Annotated in this window: 15 protein-coding genes; 6 read left to right on the plus strand and 9 right to left on the minus strand. The window is 64.4% G+C overall.

Translation table 11 applies throughout. The features are described from left to right. The first annotated feature begins 167 nt into the window (after nucleotides 1–167). Nucleotides 168–1814: a malate dehydrogenase (quinone) gene (gene mqo, locus B4I46_RS08255; protein ID WP_286899567.1), complete on the plus strand. Its 1647-nt coding sequence runs from the start codon at nucleotides 168–170 to the stop codon at nucleotides 1812–1814. A 16-nt stretch (nucleotides 1815–1830) separates the two neighbouring features. Here the strand turns inward: mqo and B4I46_RS08260 are convergent, their stop codons facing one another. Continuing rightward, nucleotides 1831–2661 carry a LysR family transcriptional regulator gene (locus B4I46_RS08260; RefSeq protein WP_286899568.1) on the minus strand — a complete coding sequence of 277 codons (831 nt, stop codon included), beginning with the start codon at nucleotides 2659–2661 and terminating at the stop codon, nucleotides 1831–1833. 101 nt (nucleotides 2662–2762) lie between these two features. On the opposite strand from B4I46_RS08260, the gene B4I46_RS08265 reads away from it, so the two are divergent. Continuing rightward, nucleotides 2763–3488 (plus strand): SDR family oxidoreductase, encoded by a 726-nt coding sequence (locus B4I46_RS08265; protein ID WP_043864027.1) that lies wholly within the window; start codon nucleotides 2763–2765, stop codon nucleotides 3486–3488. Nucleotides 3489–3506: 18 nt separating this feature from the next. On the opposite strand, the gene B4I46_RS08270 is transcribed toward B4I46_RS08265, so the two are convergent. The 7 genes from B4I46_RS08270 to B4I46_RS08300 form a co-directional block, all read right to left on the minus strand. Further along, complete coding sequence (locus tag B4I46_RS08270) at nucleotides 3507–6011, minus strand: TonB-dependent siderophore receptor (RefSeq protein WP_148071545.1); 2505 nt, start codon at nucleotides 6009–6011, stop codon at nucleotides 3507–3509. 126 nt (nucleotides 6012–6137) lie between these two features. Beyond that, nucleotides 6138–7118 carry a FecR family protein gene (locus B4I46_RS08275; RefSeq protein WP_286899572.1) on the minus strand — a complete coding sequence of 327 codons (981 nt, stop codon included), beginning with the start codon at nucleotides 7116–7118 and terminating at the stop codon, nucleotides 6138–6140. 55 nt (nucleotides 7119–7173) lie between these two features. Continuing rightward, nucleotides 7174–7671, minus strand: coding sequence for an RNA polymerase sigma factor (locus B4I46_RS08280; RefSeq protein WP_043864025.1), 498 nt, complete (start codon nucleotides 7669–7671; stop codon nucleotides 7174–7176). A gap of 94 nt (nucleotides 7672–7765) precedes the next feature. Next, the gene (locus tag B4I46_RS08285) at nucleotides 7766–8317 is read right to left on the minus strand and encodes a dihydrofolate reductase family protein (RefSeq protein ID WP_286899576.1); all 552 of its coding nucleotides are present in this window, start codon (nucleotides 8315–8317) and stop codon (nucleotides 7766–7768) included. Between the two features lie 136 nt (nucleotides 8318–8453). Then, nucleotides 8454–8984, minus strand: a complete 531-nt coding sequence (locus B4I46_RS08290; RefSeq protein ID WP_286899577.1) for a cupin — start codon at nucleotides 8982–8984, stop codon at nucleotides 8454–8456. A gap of 92 nt (nucleotides 8985–9076) precedes the next feature. Next, entirely contained in the window at nucleotides 9077–9907 is an 831-nt protein-coding gene (locus B4I46_RS08295) for an alpha/beta fold hydrolase (protein WP_116053735.1), read from the minus strand. 146 nt (nucleotides 9908–10053) lie between these two features. Then, entirely contained in the window at nucleotides 10054–11913 is a 1860-nt protein-coding gene (locus tag B4I46_RS08300; protein WP_054914368.1) for an ABC transporter ATP-binding protein, read from the minus strand. Nucleotides 11914–12133: 220 nt separating this feature from the next. On the opposite strand from B4I46_RS08300, the gene B4I46_RS08305 reads away from it, so the two are divergent. Both B4I46_RS08305 and B4I46_RS08310 read left to right on the plus strand, forming a co-directional pair. Then, a complete protein-coding gene (locus B4I46_RS08305; RefSeq protein ID WP_286899580.1) occupies nucleotides 12134–12919 on the plus strand; it encodes a PhzF family phenazine biosynthesis protein in 786 nt (261 codons plus the stop codon). Between the two features lie 81 nt (nucleotides 12920–13000). Further along, nucleotides 13001–13219 carry a hypothetical protein gene (locus tag B4I46_RS08310; RefSeq protein ID WP_043864019.1) on the plus strand — a complete coding sequence of 73 codons (219 nt, stop codon included), beginning with the start codon at nucleotides 13001–13003 and terminating at the stop codon, nucleotides 13217–13219. 45 nt (nucleotides 13220–13264) lie between these two features. On the opposite strand, the gene B4I46_RS08315 is transcribed toward B4I46_RS08310, so the two are convergent. After that, entirely contained in the window at nucleotides 13265–14140 is an 876-nt protein-coding gene (locus B4I46_RS08315) for a helix-turn-helix domain-containing protein (protein WP_052504313.1), read from the minus strand. A gap of 217 nt (nucleotides 14141–14357) precedes the next feature. Between B4I46_RS08315 and B4I46_RS08320 the strand changes: the two genes are divergently transcribed. Continuing rightward, a complete protein-coding gene (locus tag B4I46_RS08320; RefSeq protein WP_286899583.1) occupies nucleotides 14358–15212 on the plus strand; it encodes a hypothetical protein in 855 nt (284 codons plus the stop codon). Nucleotides 15213–15439: 227 nt separating this feature from the next. Next, entirely contained in the window at nucleotides 15440–16612 is a 1173-nt protein-coding gene (locus B4I46_RS08325) for an MFS transporter (RefSeq protein ID WP_286899584.1), read from the plus strand. Nucleotides 16613–16793 lie beyond the last annotated feature (181 nt).

A 16793-nucleotide genomic window follows, 5' to 3' on the forward strand; every position in this document is an offset into this window, starting at 1 on the left:
TGATGAATTGGTTCAGTTTGATAGCGTTTTGCCCGTGCCCTGGCGCCGCCGCGGCCCGATCCAAGGGAACCCCACTGACTGCACCGGGTCGCTTGTACGGCTTGTCATGCGCGATCCATGAGCCACACTCACTGGATCGTCTCGTAATGCAATTGGGGGGATATGCCATGAAGTTCGCAAGGAACGTGGCCACATTGGGCCTGGCCGTGTCGCTGGCGGCCGGCCAGGCGCAGGGGGCGGAATCGAAGAAGGTCGATGTACTGCTGGTGGGGGGCGGCATCATGAGCGCCACGCTGGCAATCTGGCTCAACGAGCTGGAGCCGGGCTGGTCGATGGAGATGGTCGAGCGCCTGGACGGGGTGGCCGAGGAAAGCTCCAACGGCTGGAACAACGCCGGCACCGGTCACTCGGCGCTGGCCGAGCTGAACTACACGCCCGAGGACAAGGACGGCAAGATCAACATCACCAAGGCGGTCGAGATCAACGAGGCGTTCCAGGTGACGCGCCAGTTCCTGGCCTGGCAGGTCAAGAACGGGGTGCTGAAGAACCCGCGCTCGTTCATCAATTCCACGCCGCACATGAGCTTCGTGTGGGGTGACGACAACATCAGTTTCCTCAAGCGCCGCTACGAGGCGCTGCAGGCCAGCCCCCTGTTCCGGCCGATGCAGTATTCCGAAGACCCGGCGCAGATCCGCAATTGGGTGCCGCTGATGATGGAGGGCCGCGACCCCAACCAGAAGATCGCCGCCACCTGGACGCCGATCGGCACCGACGTGAACTTCGGCGAGATCACCCGCCAGTTCGTGGCGCACCTGCAGCAGCAGGAGAATTTCTCGCTCAAGCTGTCCAGCGAGGTCGAGGACATCCGTCGCAATGACGACGGCTCCTGGCACGTGGAGTACAAGAACCTCAAGAGCGGCGAGAAGTCGACCGCCGATGCCAAGTTCCTGTTCATCGGTGCCGGCGGCGCGGCGCTGCCGCTGCTGCAGAAGTCCGGCATTCCCGAGGCCCAGGACTACGCGGGCTTCCCGGTGGGCGGCTCGTTCCTGGTCACCGACAACCCCACCATCGCCCAGCAGCACATGGCCAAGGCCTACGGCATCGCCGCCACGGGCGCGCCACCGATGTCGGTGCCGCACCTGGATACCCGGGTACTCGATGGCAAGCGGGTGATCCTGTTCGGGCCGTTCGCGACCTTCTCCACCAAGTTTCTCAAGGAAGGCTCGTACCTGGACCTGTTCTCCAGCATGACCACCCATAACCTGTGGCCCATGACCAAGGTGGGGATCGATCAGTTCGACCTGGTGCAGTACCTGGCAGGCCAGCTGATGCAATCGGACGACGACCGCTTCGAGGCGCTGCAGACCTACTTCCCCCAGGCCAAGAAGGAAGACTGGCGCCTGTGGCAGGCCGGGCAGCGGGTGCAGATCATCAAGCGCGACAAGGAAAAGGGCGGGGTGCTCAAGCTGGGCACCGAGGTGGTGAGCGCGGCCGATGGCAGCATTGCCGGGCTGCTGGGCGCATCGCCCGGCGCATCCACCGCGGCGCCGATCATGCTCGAAGTGCTGCAGAAGGTGTTCAAGGACAAGGTCGCCAGCCCGGCCTGGCAGCAGAAGCTGCACCAGATCGTGCCCAGCTACGGCACCCACCTGAACGACGACCCGGCCCGGGTGCAGCAGGAGTGGGCCTACACCAGCGAGATACTGCAGCTTGCGCCGCCACCGGGCATCGATACCCAGGCGCCGCAGCAGTCGCCGGCCACCGACCCGATCGGCCAGAAGCACAGCGACTCGGACCCTGACCTGGCGCCATGACCTCGGCGCTTCGTGCTCAGGGCAGGGGCGACGCCCAGGTACCGGCCGGGGCGTCGCGCAGCGCGGCGTGCAGCAGGCGCAGCACCGGGTGCTCCAGCGCAGTGCCGCTGTAGCACAGGCCCACCCGGCGACTGGGTAGCGGGCTGTTGAGCGCATGCACCTGCACCCCTTGTGCCGCGCTCACCAGCGAGTGCGGCAGCGCCGCCACGCCGACCCCGGCCGCCACCAGCAGCAGAGACTGATGCAGCGAGCCGCTGCTGGCCACCGCCGACGCGGTGGAGTTGCCATACAGCGCCATCAGGCGCTGGTGGGAGGGGTGTTCGGGGCAGATGACCCAGGGGTACAGGCTGGTGACCGTGCCCGGTTGCCTGCCGGCTGCGCTCACCAGCACGAACGGGTCGTCCCACACCGGCAGGAACAGCTCGTCTTCGCAGCACTGTTCTTCTACCGCCAGGCGCGCATCGCCGGCACAGCCCTCGTGCAGCGTGATGTACAGGTGCGCCACCACCTGGTGGGCAAAGCGCAGAAACGCAGCGACCTGCGCGGGGCTCAGGTCCGGCTCGATGCCCAGGCTCAGGTGCTGGCGCGCATCGCTGGTGCGAAAGCGCTGGCGCAGGGCCTCGGCCTCGCTGACCAGCGCGCAGGCCTGCGGGTACAGCGAACGCGCCGCCTCGCTCACCTCCACCCCTCGCGACTGGCGGTTGAACAGGGTGGCGCCCAGGGCTTCTTCGAGCTGGCGGATGGTCACCGACAAGGTCGGCTGGCTGATGCACAGGCGCTGGGCGGCGCTGGTGATGTTGCGTTCTTCGAACACCGCCACAAAGGCTTTGAGGTGCCGGATATCCATAGGTAAGGCCGATGTCTGCAAGAGGAATTAAGCATTTTATCTGCTGTGGCCGGCACTATACGCTTTGCGTCATCTGATAAACCAATGGCGGAAGCACTTTCATGAACAAACCCCTGATCATCGTGACCGGCGCCAGCTCGGGCATCGGCGAGGCCGTCGCGCGCCTGTTCTCTGCCCAGGGCCACCCCCTGCTGCTGCTGGCCCGGCGCGTGGAGCGCCTGCTCGCACTGGGCTTGCCCGCCACCCTGTGCAAGGGTGTCGACGTCACCGACCGCGAGGCGCTGCTGGCTGCGGTGAAGGAGGCCGAGGCGCAGTACGGCCCGGCCGATGCGATCGTCAACAATGCGGGTGTGATGCTGCTGGGTGATACCGCCACCCAGGCCCCCGAGCAGTGGGAGCGCATGCTGGATGTGAACGTCAAGGGCCTGCTCAACGGCATCCATGCGGTACTGGGCGGCATGATCGAACGCAACCACGGCACGGTGATCAACGTCGGCTCGGTGGCCGGGCGCAAGACCTTCCCCAACCATGTGGCCTACGTGGGCACCAAGTTTGCCGTGCACGCGATCTCGGAAAACCTGCGCGAAGAAGTGGCGGCGCACAACGTGCGGGTCATCACCATCGCGCCGGGTGCGGTGGAAACCGAGCTGCTCGGCCACACCACCGATGAGGCGATCAAGTCCGGCTACCAGGACTGGAAGGCCGGCATGGGCGGTGTGGTGCTGTCGGCGGACGATGTGGCCAATGCGATCCGCTACGCCTACGAACAGCCTCAGGGCGTGTGCATCCGCGAGATCGTGCTGGCGGCGACCCGCCAGCAGGCCTGATGGCGTGCGCGTTGCGCGTCAGAAACTGTACCTGACGTTGAACATCACGTTGCGGGGGTCGCCGTAGTAGACCGAGTAGTAGTTGCCGATGCCGCTGTAGTACGTCTTGTCGAACAGGTTGTTGAGGTTGGCCGACACCTTCAGTTGCTTGCTCACGTCATACGCGGCCATCAGGCCGACCACGCCGTAGGCGTCCTGGAAGAACTTGTGGCTGGGCAGCGCCACGTCGTTGACGTCGTCGTAGAAGGTGTCGTCGACGAAGTAGGTGCGGCTCTGCCACTGCCAGTTGCCGCCCACGGTGAGCTTGTTCAGCTCGGCCGGTAGGCGGTAGCTGGTGGCGACCTTGAGCAGGTGCTGGGGCTGGTTGGTCGCCACGCGCCGGTGATCGGCGTCGTAGGAGGCCTGATAGACGTAGCCGGCGTTGATGTTCCAGTCGGGCAGGATCTCGCCGGACATTTCCAGCTCCACACCGCGGGTGGTGGCGCCCTGCACGGCGCGCATCACTTCATTGCCGAACTCCCCGGTGGTGCCGGTCGACTGCGCCAGGTTGTCCTGCTTGAGCTCGAACAGCGCCAGGCTGGCATTCAGGCGACGGTCGAAATACTCGCCCTTGATTCCCACTTCGTAGCTTTGCCCGGTGAGCGGGTCCAGCGGCTTGTTGTCGGCACCCCGGTTGTAGGGCTGCGGCTTGAAGATGTCGGTGTAGCTGGCGTACACGGTGTGCTGGTCGTCGAGGTCGTAGGTGATGCCGGCATAGGGGATCACTTCACCGGTGTCGCGGGTGGCGGTGCGGCTGCTGCGCGGCAGCGCGTTGATGCTGTCCAGGCTCCACGCGTAGTCGGTGACCCGCGCCCCCAGCACCAGGTTGAGTGCGTCGGTGGGCTTGAGCACGACCGCAGCGTAGCCGACCTTCTGCGTGGTCTTGATATCGAAGGTCGACCACCAGGCCCAGTCGGTGGGGTAGGCGGCGTTGTTGTTCCAGTCGAAGGCATCGGGTGCCACGGCGTCGGTGCTGCCGTCGGTACGGTCCGATTGCGCGGTGGTGTGGGCATAGGTGTAGCCCACCACCAGGTCGTGGCTTCTGCCCAGCAGCGAGAACGGGCCCTTGGCGTAGATATCGAAGGACTTCTCGTCGGTATCGGTGTTGAACTTGGCCGCACCGCCCGGGTAGTAGCCGTGGGCGACGCTGTTGTCGTTCGGGTCGACATGGGCGGTGGCCAGGCCTGCGATGATCTCGCGCGAGGCATAGTTGCGGTAGCTGGCGGTGGCCTTGAGCGACCACTCGTTGTCGAACTGGTGATCGATGCTGGCGAATGCGCGCTGGGTGCGATGGTTGCGGTAGGCCCACTTGTCCGCCGGGTTGGTGGAGCGCGAGAAGCGCACCGGCGTGCCGTTCTTGTAGAAGGCCGGCAGGTGGGTGGTGGAGGACGCGTCGTTGTCGTTCTGCTGGTACTCGTAGCCCACGCTCAGCACGGTGGCGTCAGACAGGTCGCCGTCGAGCACGCCGTAGAAGATGTCCTGTTGCTGCTTCTGGTAGTCGATGAAGGTGTGCTGCTGTTCACGGGCCGCGACGAAACGCCCGCGCAGGGCGCCGCTGTCGAGCAGCGGTCCGGACACGTCCAGCTCGGTGCGGTAGTGATCCCACGAGCCTGCGCCGGCGGACACATGGCCCTGAAACTGGGCAGTGGGCCGCTTGCGCACCAGGTTGATCACCCCCGACGGGTAGCCGATGCCGTTGACCAGCCCGGTGGCACCCTTGAGCACCTCGACGCGGTCGTAGATCACCGAGTTGGTGATGCTGTAGTTGTCGCGCAGGTTGCCGGCGTCGGTGCTCAGGCTGGGCACGCCGTCATACTGGAAGTTCTGGATCTCGAAGCCGCGCGAGTAGAAGGTGAAGCCTTCGGAGTTCTCGCGGTTGACGGTGATGCCCGGGGTTTGCTGCATCACCTCGGACAGGTTGTTCAGGCCCTGGTCGTCCATCTGCTGGCGGGTGATCACGCTGATCGACTGCGGGGTCTTGCGCAGCGACATGTCCAGGCGCGTGGCGGTGCTGGTCTGCCCGGTGGTGTAGGAGCCGCTGCCCTCGGTGGTGCTGCCCAGGCTCCAGGCGCTGTTGATGGTGGTGGCACCCAGTTCGATGTTGTTGCCGGCGCTGTCTGGCAGCGGTACCAGGTACAGGGTCGAGGCGTCACTGCGCCCGAAGGTGAAGCCGCTGCCGGCCAGCAGTTGGGCCAGGGCCTGATCGGCGGAGTAGCTGCCCTTGACCGGTGCGCTGCGCAGGCCGGCGTCCAAGTTGCCGTCGAGCATCACGTTCTGCCCGGTCTGCTGGCTGAAAACCAGCAATGCCTGGCGCAGTTGCTGGGCGGGGATATCGAATGCCGTGTGCACGCTGACCGCCCCTGTACCGGGCGCGGGCACCTGGGCCTGGGCCGGTTGTGCCAGCAGCGCGCAACTGATCGCGGCGCCCAGCGCCGACATGCGCCAGCATGAACCCTGGGGGAACAACGTCTGGGGTGTTGCCATTTCCTTGACTCCTCGGCAGAACGACTTCGCCTGTTTGCGAATGGGTTTCATCTGCTGGTGATGACGCACGAGGAGTGCAAATGTCTGATGGGTACTGCAAATAATTTTCAATCAGCCATCGGCGGGTCAGGCAGGGCGGATGATGGTCACCAGGTCGGTGTAGCGGCTCAGGCGGATCGGCAGGGTGCGCGCCAGCACATCGAGCATCTGCTCTGGGTGCTGGCGATTGAGGATCAGGCTCACCGGGCGTGCCGCCAGGCGCTCGTCGGCGATGAAGATGCGGCCCTCGCGCCAGCGCTGCAGGTGATTGACCACCTTGGCCAGGGGCGTGTCGAAGAACACCAGGCTGCCGTTGCGCCAGGCCAGCACCTGGTCGAGTTCGGCGCGCTGCACCGGGCCGAGCCCGGCGGCGCCGAAGGTCACGGCCTCGCCCTGGCCCAGTTGTGCCTGCTGGCCGGGGATTTGCACCCCGGCATTGTGCTCACTGACGGCCAGGTCGGCGCTGCCGGCGTCGCAGGACAGGCAGAACGCACCCTGGTGGCTGACCACGGTGCCGGCCTCGGTGTCGATGCGCAGCGGGCGGGTATCGGCGGCCACCTTGAAATAGGCCTGACCACGCAGCATGCGCAGGCGCCGCGTGGTGCCGGAAAAGTCGAGGTCCAGGGCGGTGTTGCCGGCCAGTTCGATCACGCTGCCATCGGGCAGGCGCTCGGTGCGGGTTTCACCCACGCGCGTGTGCAGGTCGGCAAACGACAGGCCTTCGCCCTTGAGCCACAGCGTGGCCGAGCCGGTGGCCACTGCGGCGGTGCACGCCGCCATGGCCAGTTGCATGAAGCGCCGCCGCGAGACGCCGCGGGCCTTGGGGGCAGGCGGCGCCTGCACGGCAGGCAGCTCGGCGGCCAGGGCCCACAGCGCTTCGAGTTCCAGGTAGGCCTTGGCATGGCGCGGGTCGGCCAGCATCCACTCAAGCCACTGCTCGTGCTCGGCCTGGCTGGCCGAGCCTTCGAAGATCAGCGCGAACCAGGCGCAGGCCTGCTGCGAGATGGGGTCGGCCTGGGGCTCGTCGGGCGAGGCCGGGGCCGGCGTGGGGAAGGGCGGTTCAGCCATGGGTCGGGTCACTGTGCGGGCGGTGAGGTGTACAGGGGCGCATGATAGTCCACTCTCACTCGGACATGCCCAGCTTGAGCAATTCCAGTGCCCGCACCATGCGGCTGTAGGCGGTCTTGGGCGAAATGCCCAGGCGTTCACCGATCTCCACGTAGGTCAGGCCTTCGCCGCGCGCTAGCAGAAACACCTCGCGGCAAGGCTCGGGCATGCGCTGCATCACGCGGTTGAGCGTGGCCAGCTGGTCCTGGGCGATCACCGTGCGTTCCAGGCTCGGGGTCTTCTGCTCCAGCGCCTGCAGCTCGGTGGGCTCGACCACCTCGCCCTTGCGGTGGCGCTCGCGACGCAGGTAGTCGATGAACAGGTTGCGCGCGCACAGAAACAGGTATGCGCGAAAGTTGTCGATGGGCGTGCGCCCCAGCTGTTCGGACAGGCGGATGAAGGTTTCCTGAGTCAGGTCTGCGGCGGTGTCCTTGCAGCGCACCTGACGATTCAGGTAGTCCTGAATTTCTTCACGGTGGGCAAGGTACAACGCCTTGAGGTCTGCGCTTGACACGAAACACCTGCGAGCTGGGGGTCAGGGAGCGCAGGAAGATAACAGGAATTAATATCATTTAAAACAACGCGGCCGAGGCGCTGGGGTAGCGTCTCTAGCGGTTCGGGAGCAATCGGTAGTGGCTCTGCACGAAACCGTTGTCCGACGCGCAGGTGGCGACATGCTGCAGCTGGCGTTCGCTGCCTGCGTGGCTGAACAGCGCGATGCCCTGGCCAAGCAGTACCGGAATGCGCGTGATGATCAATTCGTTGATCAGCCCGGCCTGCAGAAACGCCTGGAGGGTCTGGCCGCCATCGATGTAGAGGTGCTTGAGCCCTCGTGCTGCCAGTTGCTCGACGATGTCGGTCACGTCGCCTGCCAGCACCTCGACGTTGGCCTGCGGGTGCGCAGACATGTCCACGGGCCGGTTGGACAGCACGATGACCGGGATGCCTGCATACGGCCATTCGGGGAAGGACAGCACCTTGTCCAGGGTCTTGCGGCCCATCACCAGGGCATCGACGCCGGCGATGAACTGTTCGTAGGTCACGCCGTTGAGCTCAGCGGTTTCATAGTCGGGGCGGTGCAGCCACTCGATGTCGCCGTCGGGGCGCGCGATGAAGCCGTCGATGCTCGCGGCGATGAATACGGAGCACTTGATTGTCATTGAACGTGAATTCCTCGTTGCTGTAGGCACGCCTTTGAAAACGGGCGGTTGGTTGGCGACCGAATATACCGCGTTGTCAGCTCGTTACCAGTCATCAGCCAAAGGGCCTGGGCCTGCTGGAGCCAGACGCTGCCCTTCAACGCTGGTTGAGCCAATGCTGCTGGTAGGCCCCTTGCGGGTCCTGCACCGGGCCGTGATCGGGAAAGGGCAGGTTGGCGATACACGCAAGCTGGGCCTGGGTTGGCGCTTCGCGTCGGATGTCTGCGTGCTGCCCGGGCGGGTAGGCCCCCACCACCAGAAAGCCCGGGCTGCAATGGAGTTTGCAGTGGCCCGTGCCGGCGGGCAGCAACAGCACATCGCCTGCACTCACCTGTACTTCGCGGCCCCGCGGGCCGCCCAGCATCAGCCTTGCCTGGCCACACACCACGCCGAGCGCTTCGTGGCCCTCGGTGTGGTAGTGGTGGTAGGCGTAGATGCCATCGCGCCATTGCGCCGGCCAGCCATTGGCCTCGAAAGTGCGTTCGATTTGCGCCGCCGGATCACTGCCGTGCAGCGCAATCGCGTGGGGGTAGATCAGCACCGGCAGCCGGGTGTTGTTGGGCACCCAGTCGTCGGGTTGCAGCCTCAGTACCTGCGAGGCTGTTGAAGGTGTGTGTCGAGTGTTCATGGTCGACCCTCGGCGATGAAGCCGGGGCGGCATCGGGTTGCCAGCCCGGCGTGGTGACAGGGAAGGGGCAGGTGGATGCCTGCCCCGGTCATCTAGCTTCGCAGGAACGCGAGCAGATCGGCGTTGATCGTGTCGGCGTCGGTGGTCGGCATGCCATGCGGCAAGCCCGCATAGGTTTTCAGGGTGCCGTTCTGCAACAGCTTCGCTGACCGCGGCCCTGAGTTTGCATAGGGCACGATCTGGTCATCGTCCCCGTGCATCACCAGGACGGGAATCGTGATGCGCTTGAGGTCGTCGGTGAAGTCGGTCTGGGAGAAGGCCACGATCCCGTCAAGGTGTGCCTTGGCGCAGCCCATCAAGCCCTGGCGCCACCAGTTCAGGATGGTGCCCTCGCTGGCGTTTGCGCCTGGGCGGTTGTAGCCATAGAACGGGCCTGACGGCAGGTCATGGTAGAACTGTGCGCGGTTGGCCTTGAGCTGCGCCTGCAAGTCATCGAATACCGACCTGGGCAAGCCGTCCGGATTGTTCGGGGTCTGGACCATCAGCGGTGGCACGGCACTGATGAGGACAGCCTTCGACACACGCTCCTGGCCATGGCGAACGATGTAGCGGATCACCTCGCCGCCGCCGGTGGAGTGCCCCACGTGGGCTGCACCCTGCACGCCAAGATGGTCGACCACGGCCGCAACGTCGTCCGCATAGTGATCCATGTCGTGCCCGTCCCACACCTGGCTGGAGCGCCCGTGGCCGCGGCGGTCGTGTGCGACGACCCGGTAGCCGTGATCAAGGAAGAACAGCATCTGCGCATCCCAGTCGTCGGCACTGAGTGGCCATCCGTGGTGAAAGACGATCACCGGGGCATCGCGTGGGCCCCAGTCCTTGTAGAAGATCTCGACACCGTCCCGCGTAGTGACATACCCCATGTTCGTGGCTCCCGAGTGAAGTGGAGGGCGTGGTCAGTATCGTGTTGTGATCATGACCAGGTGAACAAAGTGCAGATCAGCGGATGAACGGCCTGCGCCGACGCTGCGATAGCCGTTGACCACGGACCATCGCAGGCTTGTACGGCTCAGTCCTGGTGCATGGCCTGTGCTACCCCCTGATCCTCACCCAGGAACCCGCCACTCTGGTGGTGCCACAGCTGCGCATAGGTGCCATTTCTGGCAAGCAACTCGGCGTGGGTACCCTGCTCGATGATGCGCCCGTCATCCATCACCACCAGCCGGTCCATGGCCGCAATGGTGGACAGACGGTGGGCGATGGCGATCACGGTCTTGCCCTGCATCATCTCGTCGAGGCTTTCCTGGATGGCCACTTCGACCTCGGAGTCCAGTGCGCTGGTGGCTTCGTCCAGCAGCAGGATCGGGGCGTTCTTGAGCATTACTCGGGCGATCGCGACGCGCTGGCGCTGGCCCCCGGACAGCTTGATGCCGCGCTCACCCACCAGGGTGTCGTAGCCGCTATGGCCTTGCTGGTCGCTCAACTGGCTGATGAAACCGTCGGCCTGGGCACTGGCGGCTGCGCTGCGGACCTGTTCGTCGGTGGCGTCGGGCCGGCCATAGGCGATGTTGTCGCGAATGGAACGGTGCAGCAGCGAGGTGTCCTGGGTGACCATGCCGATGGCGCTGCGCAGGCTGTCCTGGGTCACATGGGCGATGTCCTGCCCGTCGATGCGGATCTGGCCGCTGTCGACGTCATAGAAGCGCAGCAGCAGGTTGATGAGCGTGGACTTGCCCGCGCCGGAGCGCCCCACCAGGCCGATCTTTTCACCCGGGCGAATGCTCAGGCTCAGGCCGTCGAGCACCTGGCGCTCGCCGTTGTAGTTGAAGCTCACCTTGTCGAAGGTGACCGCGCCGCCGCGGGTCTGCAGCACCTTGGCGTCCGGGGCATCCTTGACCTTGGGGCCGCGGGTCAGGGTGGCCATGCCGTCCTGCACGGTGCCGATGTTCTCGAACAGCGAGGTCATCTGCCACATGATCCAGTGCGACATGCCATTGATGCGCAGCGCCATGGCGGTGATCGCCGCCACGGCACCTGCGCCGACCTCGCCCTGGTGCCACAGCCACAGGGCATAGCCGCCGGCGGCCATGATCAGGGCCACCACCAGCGCCTGGTTGACGATCTCGAACTGGCTGACCAGGCGCATCTGGCGAAAGCCGGTCTGCTTGAAGTCTTCCATCGCCGCACGGGCGAAGTGCGCCTCGCGGTTGGAGTGGGAGAACAGCTTCACCGTGGTGATGTTGGTGTAGGCGTCGGAAATGCGCCCGGTCATCATCGAGCGGGCGTTGGCCTGCTCCTGCCCGACCTTGCCCAGGCGCGGCACGAAGTACAGCATGGCCAGGCCGAACAGCACCACCCAGGCAACGAAGGGCAGCATGAGCTTGAGCGCGAAGCCGCCGGCCAGCGCGATGATCGCGATGAAGTACACCCCGATGCCGGGGGCGATCTCGATCAGGGTGAACAGCAGGTCGCGCACCGCCAGTGCGGTCTGCATGACCTTGGTGGTGACGCGCCCGGAGAATTCGTCGGAAAAGAACGACAGGCTCTGGCGCAGCATCAGGCGGTGGAAGTCCCAGCGCAGGCGCAAGGGCAGGTTGATTGCCAGTATCTGGTGCTGAACCATGGTGCGCAGGGCCACCAGCCCGACGCTGCACAGCATCACGATGCCGATGCCCCACAGCACGCGGCGTTCCTGCGCTGCCGCATCGCCCCCGGCCTGCCAGGTGGAGAGCAGGTCCACGACCTGGCCCAGGAACGAAAACAGCCAGGCTTCATAGATGGACACCGCAGCGCTGAGCAGTGCGAACGCCAGGATGTAGCCGCGCGCACCCCGCGTGCACGCCCACAGAAAGCGTGCCAGGCCCACGGGCGGCGGGGGCACCTCGTCAGGAGGGAAAGGGTCGAGCCTTCGTTCAAATGCACGAAGCATGGTGGTCTCCAAAACGATCGAATGGGGGCAATTCTGACATCGAACGGCGGGCTTGCGGGATTTGTGGGGAGTGAAGAGGCGGTGGTGGTTTGCTGCGCTGGTTGAGAGAAAGCCGCAATCGACCCAACGCGGGTTCCCGTTTCAGGATTTCAACAATAAATTGATAATTCAACGCCTAGTTGATATTTTCTAGGCCCGACGAACATTACTTGGGTGCCCGATGCAACTCGATATTTTCCAGGTGGACGCTTTTTCTTCCGAGACGTTCGGCGGCAACCCGGCGGCTGTGTGCCCGCTGGACGCCTGGCTGCCTGATGCAACGCTGCAACGGATCGCAGCAGAGAACAATGTGTCCGAGACGGCCTATTGGGTACGCAACGGTGAGGTGTTCGAGCTGCGCTGGTTTACCCCCGCAGTTGAGGTCGATCTGTGCGGGCACGCCACGCTGGCAGCCGCCTGGGTGCTGTTCGAACAGCTTGGTGAATGCCGCGACACGCTGCGTTTTTCCACCCGCAGCGGTGAACTGCGAGTGCGCCGCGAAGGCGGTCGCCTGGCCATGGACTTTCCGGCCAAGCAGCCTGAAGCCGTAGCCCTGCCGCCTGGCCTGCTGCAGGCCCTGGGGCTGCAACAGGCCGAGGCGCTGTATCGCACGGACGATTACCTGGTAGTGGTCGAGGATGAAAGCATCGTCGCCGGGCTCGCCCCCGACTTTGCCGCCCTGGCCGCATTCGAGGTGCGCGGGGTTGCCGTGACCGCGCCGGGTCGTCACATGGACTTCGTCTCGCGCTGGTTCGGGCCGCGAGTGGGGGTCAACGAAGACCCTGTCACCGGCTCGGCCCACACTTCGCTGGCGACCTACTGGTCCCAACGCCTGGGCAAGCGCAGCCTGAGTGCCGAGCAGGGCGGGGCGCGCAAGGGCCAACTGCACTGCGAAGTCCTGGACAACGACCGGGTCATCATCAGCGGTCACGCGGCGCTCTACCTGCGCGGCACCATCTTCATCTGAGGCCGGCCGGCCAAATCACTTCAAACTTTTCCTACCTCACGGGTTCTGCTTAGTAACACCCCGCACTTGAAGGAGAACCCGATGAAACCCACCGATACCAAGCAGGGCGACAAGGTCCCGCGGCCACTCTCGTCGGACCAGGCGCAGAAGGGCACGCCATCCCCCGACCCGGTGCTGGAACAACCGGACCCGGATACCGAGGCAGTGGACAAGGTGATCACGCCGACGTCCATCAAGGAGCAGGAAGAAAAGACCCGCGAAATCCAGCGGCGCCTGGCCGAGGCGCAAAGGAAGGGCTGAAAGCGGCCCTGCCGGGCCCTGCGTGCCTTGGCGTGCCAGCGCCAGTCACAGCTTGGCGAGCAGGTGCTGCAGTTTTTTCGTGGCTTCGCGCCCGGAACAGGCGCGGCTGAGCAGGTCGCTGGACATGTTCTTGTACATGTCCACGGCCTGGGCAGAGGAGGTGACGCTGGCAATGCCCACATGCAGGTTGGGCAGCTCCCCTAGCCGGTAAGGGCTCACCGCCACGTAGCTGGTGGTCTTCTGCTCGAAGATCTGGAAGGTGGCGCTGGGCAGTGCCTCGTCGATCAGGTAGATACCCGGGTGATCGCTGTTGGTCTCGACGATGGAGATCAGGTTCTCGATTTCCTTGCGTGCCAGCAGGGCGCGCTCCATTCGCACGCTGGGGGGCAGGTCCAGGCGGCCTACCAGGCCGATGTGCAGGTAACGCTCGATCTGACGCAGGCTGACAATCGACCTGACCTGGAATTTTTCGCGAAAGAAGGTGGATTTGCGCTCGTCCAGAATGCTCAGAATCTGGCTCTCCATCGCTTCCTGTGCCGGGCTGAAGCCCTGCGGTCGAGCCTCGTGGAGCATGGTCTGAAACAGCGCCGAGTATTCGGGCGTGGTCAGCAGGTAGGAAAACGGGTCGAAGTAGGAGATGACGCTGCTGGAACGGGCCTCCAGCTGGCGCATGCGCTCGAAGTAGCCGAGGGCGTTGTCGAAGTACTCCGTATCGGAACCCAGCAGGCTGGTCAGCGACACCTTCAGCAGGTCGGCCAGGCGCTCCAGGGTGTCGAGTTTGACGATCTTGCCCAGTTCCAGGCGGTACACCGCAGCCCGCGAGATGCCGAGCTTGTCGGCCACCTGGTCGGCGTTGAGCTGGCGGCCGATGCGAAAGGCCCGGAGGCGCTCGCCGATTGCCTGGTAATCAATCTGGTTCACTGGGGGATCCTTGTCGTTTTTCGTGGTGGCATGTTCTACCAGATCGGCTTGACGAGGCCATGGCGCGAGTGTATCAATATTTAGACATGAACTGTTGCTTGTCCAAAAAATATAAAAAAGGCCGACACATGTCCACACCACCCTGCACCTGCTGCGGCATCGCCTGCGCTGCCACCTGATACCACAACCCCACCCCCACCTGATAGGAGCTTCCCTGATGAAGACTCGCATCGGCGCGCCCGCGTTCGCGCTTTTCATGACCCCGATGGTGATGGCTGGCCCGCCGCCAGCCTTCAGCGATACCTTTATCGGCTATCGCTACAGCAGCCATTTCTCGGACCCGGGCAAGCGCCAGGACATAGCCAAGCACATTGTCCAGCTTGCCCATGTGAGCAGCTACGCCCTGGGCCAGCAGTTCGCCAACGTGGATGTGTTCAAGTCCGACCGCGATGACCCGCGCAAGGACAGCAGCAGCGGCGCCACCGAGGTCTACCTGACCTACCGCAATCAGTTGCAGCATGCACGGGTGTTCGATCGGCCGCTGGCCTTCGGGCCGGTGAAGGACGTCGCGCTGACCCTGGGCCTGGACTGGAACATCAAGAACAACGCGTTCCAGTCGCGAAAGCGCATGATTTTGATAGGCCCGACCCTCAAGTTCGCGCTGCCGGCAGGGTTTCTCGACCTCAGCCTGTTCTACGCCAGGGAATGGAACCACTGCGGGCTCGACAGCTGCCGGCAGCCGGGCAACCATTCGCGCATGGCGTTCGACCCGTTCTACCAGCTGAACCTGACCTGGGGCATACCGTTCGCGCTGGGCAGCCTGCCGATGAAATTCCAGGGCTTCTACAGCTACAGCGGCGAGAAGGGCGATGACTACCGGCGCAACCCGACGGCGGATGAACAGCTGATGCGCACCTCGCTGATGCTGGATGCAGGGGCTGTGCTGGGCGGCGCAAGAAACACGGTATGGATCGGGCCCGGATACGAGTACTGGCGCAACAAGTTCGGCAACCGCCGTGGCGACGGGATCGACGTGGACGCCTTGTCGATCAACCTGGAGTGGCATTTCTGAGCGCGGCGTTTTTTTTTGCGAGCCCACAATCTAAATATTTAGACAATCGCGCAGGCTGGCAGTACGCTTTGTGAAGCCTTGCACGGGCGGACCGGCGGCGATCCTGGGCAGGTTCAGGCGTCAGCTGTCTAAAAAACCATACAAAAACAAGAGGTAAACCAAGATGGCTTCTTCCGAAAAGCGTCCGAAGAAGGACGCGTCACCCCAAGAAGGCCCTGATAGCCAGCGTGACCGGCTATGCGATGGACGGCTTCGACCTGCTGATTCTCGGGTTCATGCTGCCGGCGATCACCATCGGTCTCGGTCTGAGTTCCTCGGAGGCTGGCTCGCTGGTGACATGGACGTTGCTGGGCGCCGTGGCCGGGGGGCTGATCTTCGGCCAACTGAGCGACCGCTATGGCCGGGTACGCATGCTGACCCTGTGCATCCTCACCTTCTCGATATTCACCGGGCTGTGCGCATTCGCCCAGGGCTACTGGGACCTGCTGATCTATCGAACCCTGGCCGGGTTCGGCCTGGGCGGGGAGTTCGGCATCGGCATGGCACTGATCGCCGAAACCTGGCCGGCCAACCGGCGCAATCGTGCTTCTTCCTATGTGGGCATGGGGTGGCAGGCCGGGGTGCTCGCCGCTGCATTGCTCACGCCATTGCTGCTGCCCTACATCGGCTGGCGCGGCATGTTCCTGGTCGGGTTGCTGCCGGCGTTCGTCTCGCTCGTGGTTCGCCATACCATGAGCGAGCCGGCAGAATTCGTGAAGGCCGCAGCCGACCCGGTGCCTTTCGCGCGGCGCTTCACCGACCTGTTCAAGGACCGGCCGACCAGCAAGGCGAGCCTGGGGGTGATGGTGCTCACCTCGGTGCAGAACTTCGGCTACTACGGGCTGATGATCTGGATGCCCAGCTACCTGTCGAACAAGTTCGGCTTCTCGCTGATGGCCTCCGGAACCTGGACCGCAGTGACGGTGCTGGGCATGGCGTTCGGTATCTGGCTGTTCGGGCACCTGGCCGACCGTTTCGGACGCAAGCGCATGTTCCTGGTGTATCAGGCCGGCGCAGCGTTCATGGTCATCGCCTATGCCAACCTCGACAACCCCACGGTCATGCTGTTTGCCGGCGCGATCATGGGCATCTTCGTCAACGGCATGATCGGTGGCTACGGCGCATTGATCTCCGATCTGTACCCCGCGCAGATCCGTGCCACGGCGCAGAACGTGCTGTTCAACGTGGGCAGGGCCGCCGGTGGCTTCGGGCCGCTGGTGGTGGGCGCCGTAGCGCTGCACTATTCGTTCTCGGCGGCCATCATGCTGCTTGCCTCGCTGTATGGGGTGGCGATGCTCGCGACGGTGTTGCTGCTTCCCGCCTGCCAGGCCCACGACGTGCCGAAGCCGCAGCCGGCCTAGCCCGGCGGGATGGTTATGAATTCGCCCTGGCTTATTCGTATCAAAAATTAGACAGAAACACCGAGCTGCAGTACAGTCAGCTTAAGCAATCGCTGAAACACCGCTTCATCTGCCGCTTCGTCACTGAGGCGGCATTTACTTTTGACCGTGCTGTATAAAAATTTAGACAAATGCGAGGCCA

The organism is Pseudomonas sp. UBA7500 (assembly GCF_002478435.1).
In the GTDB taxonomy this organism is placed as follows: Bacteria; Pseudomonadota; Gammaproteobacteria; order Pseudomonadales; family Pseudomonadaceae; genus Aquipseudomonas; species Aquipseudomonas palmensis.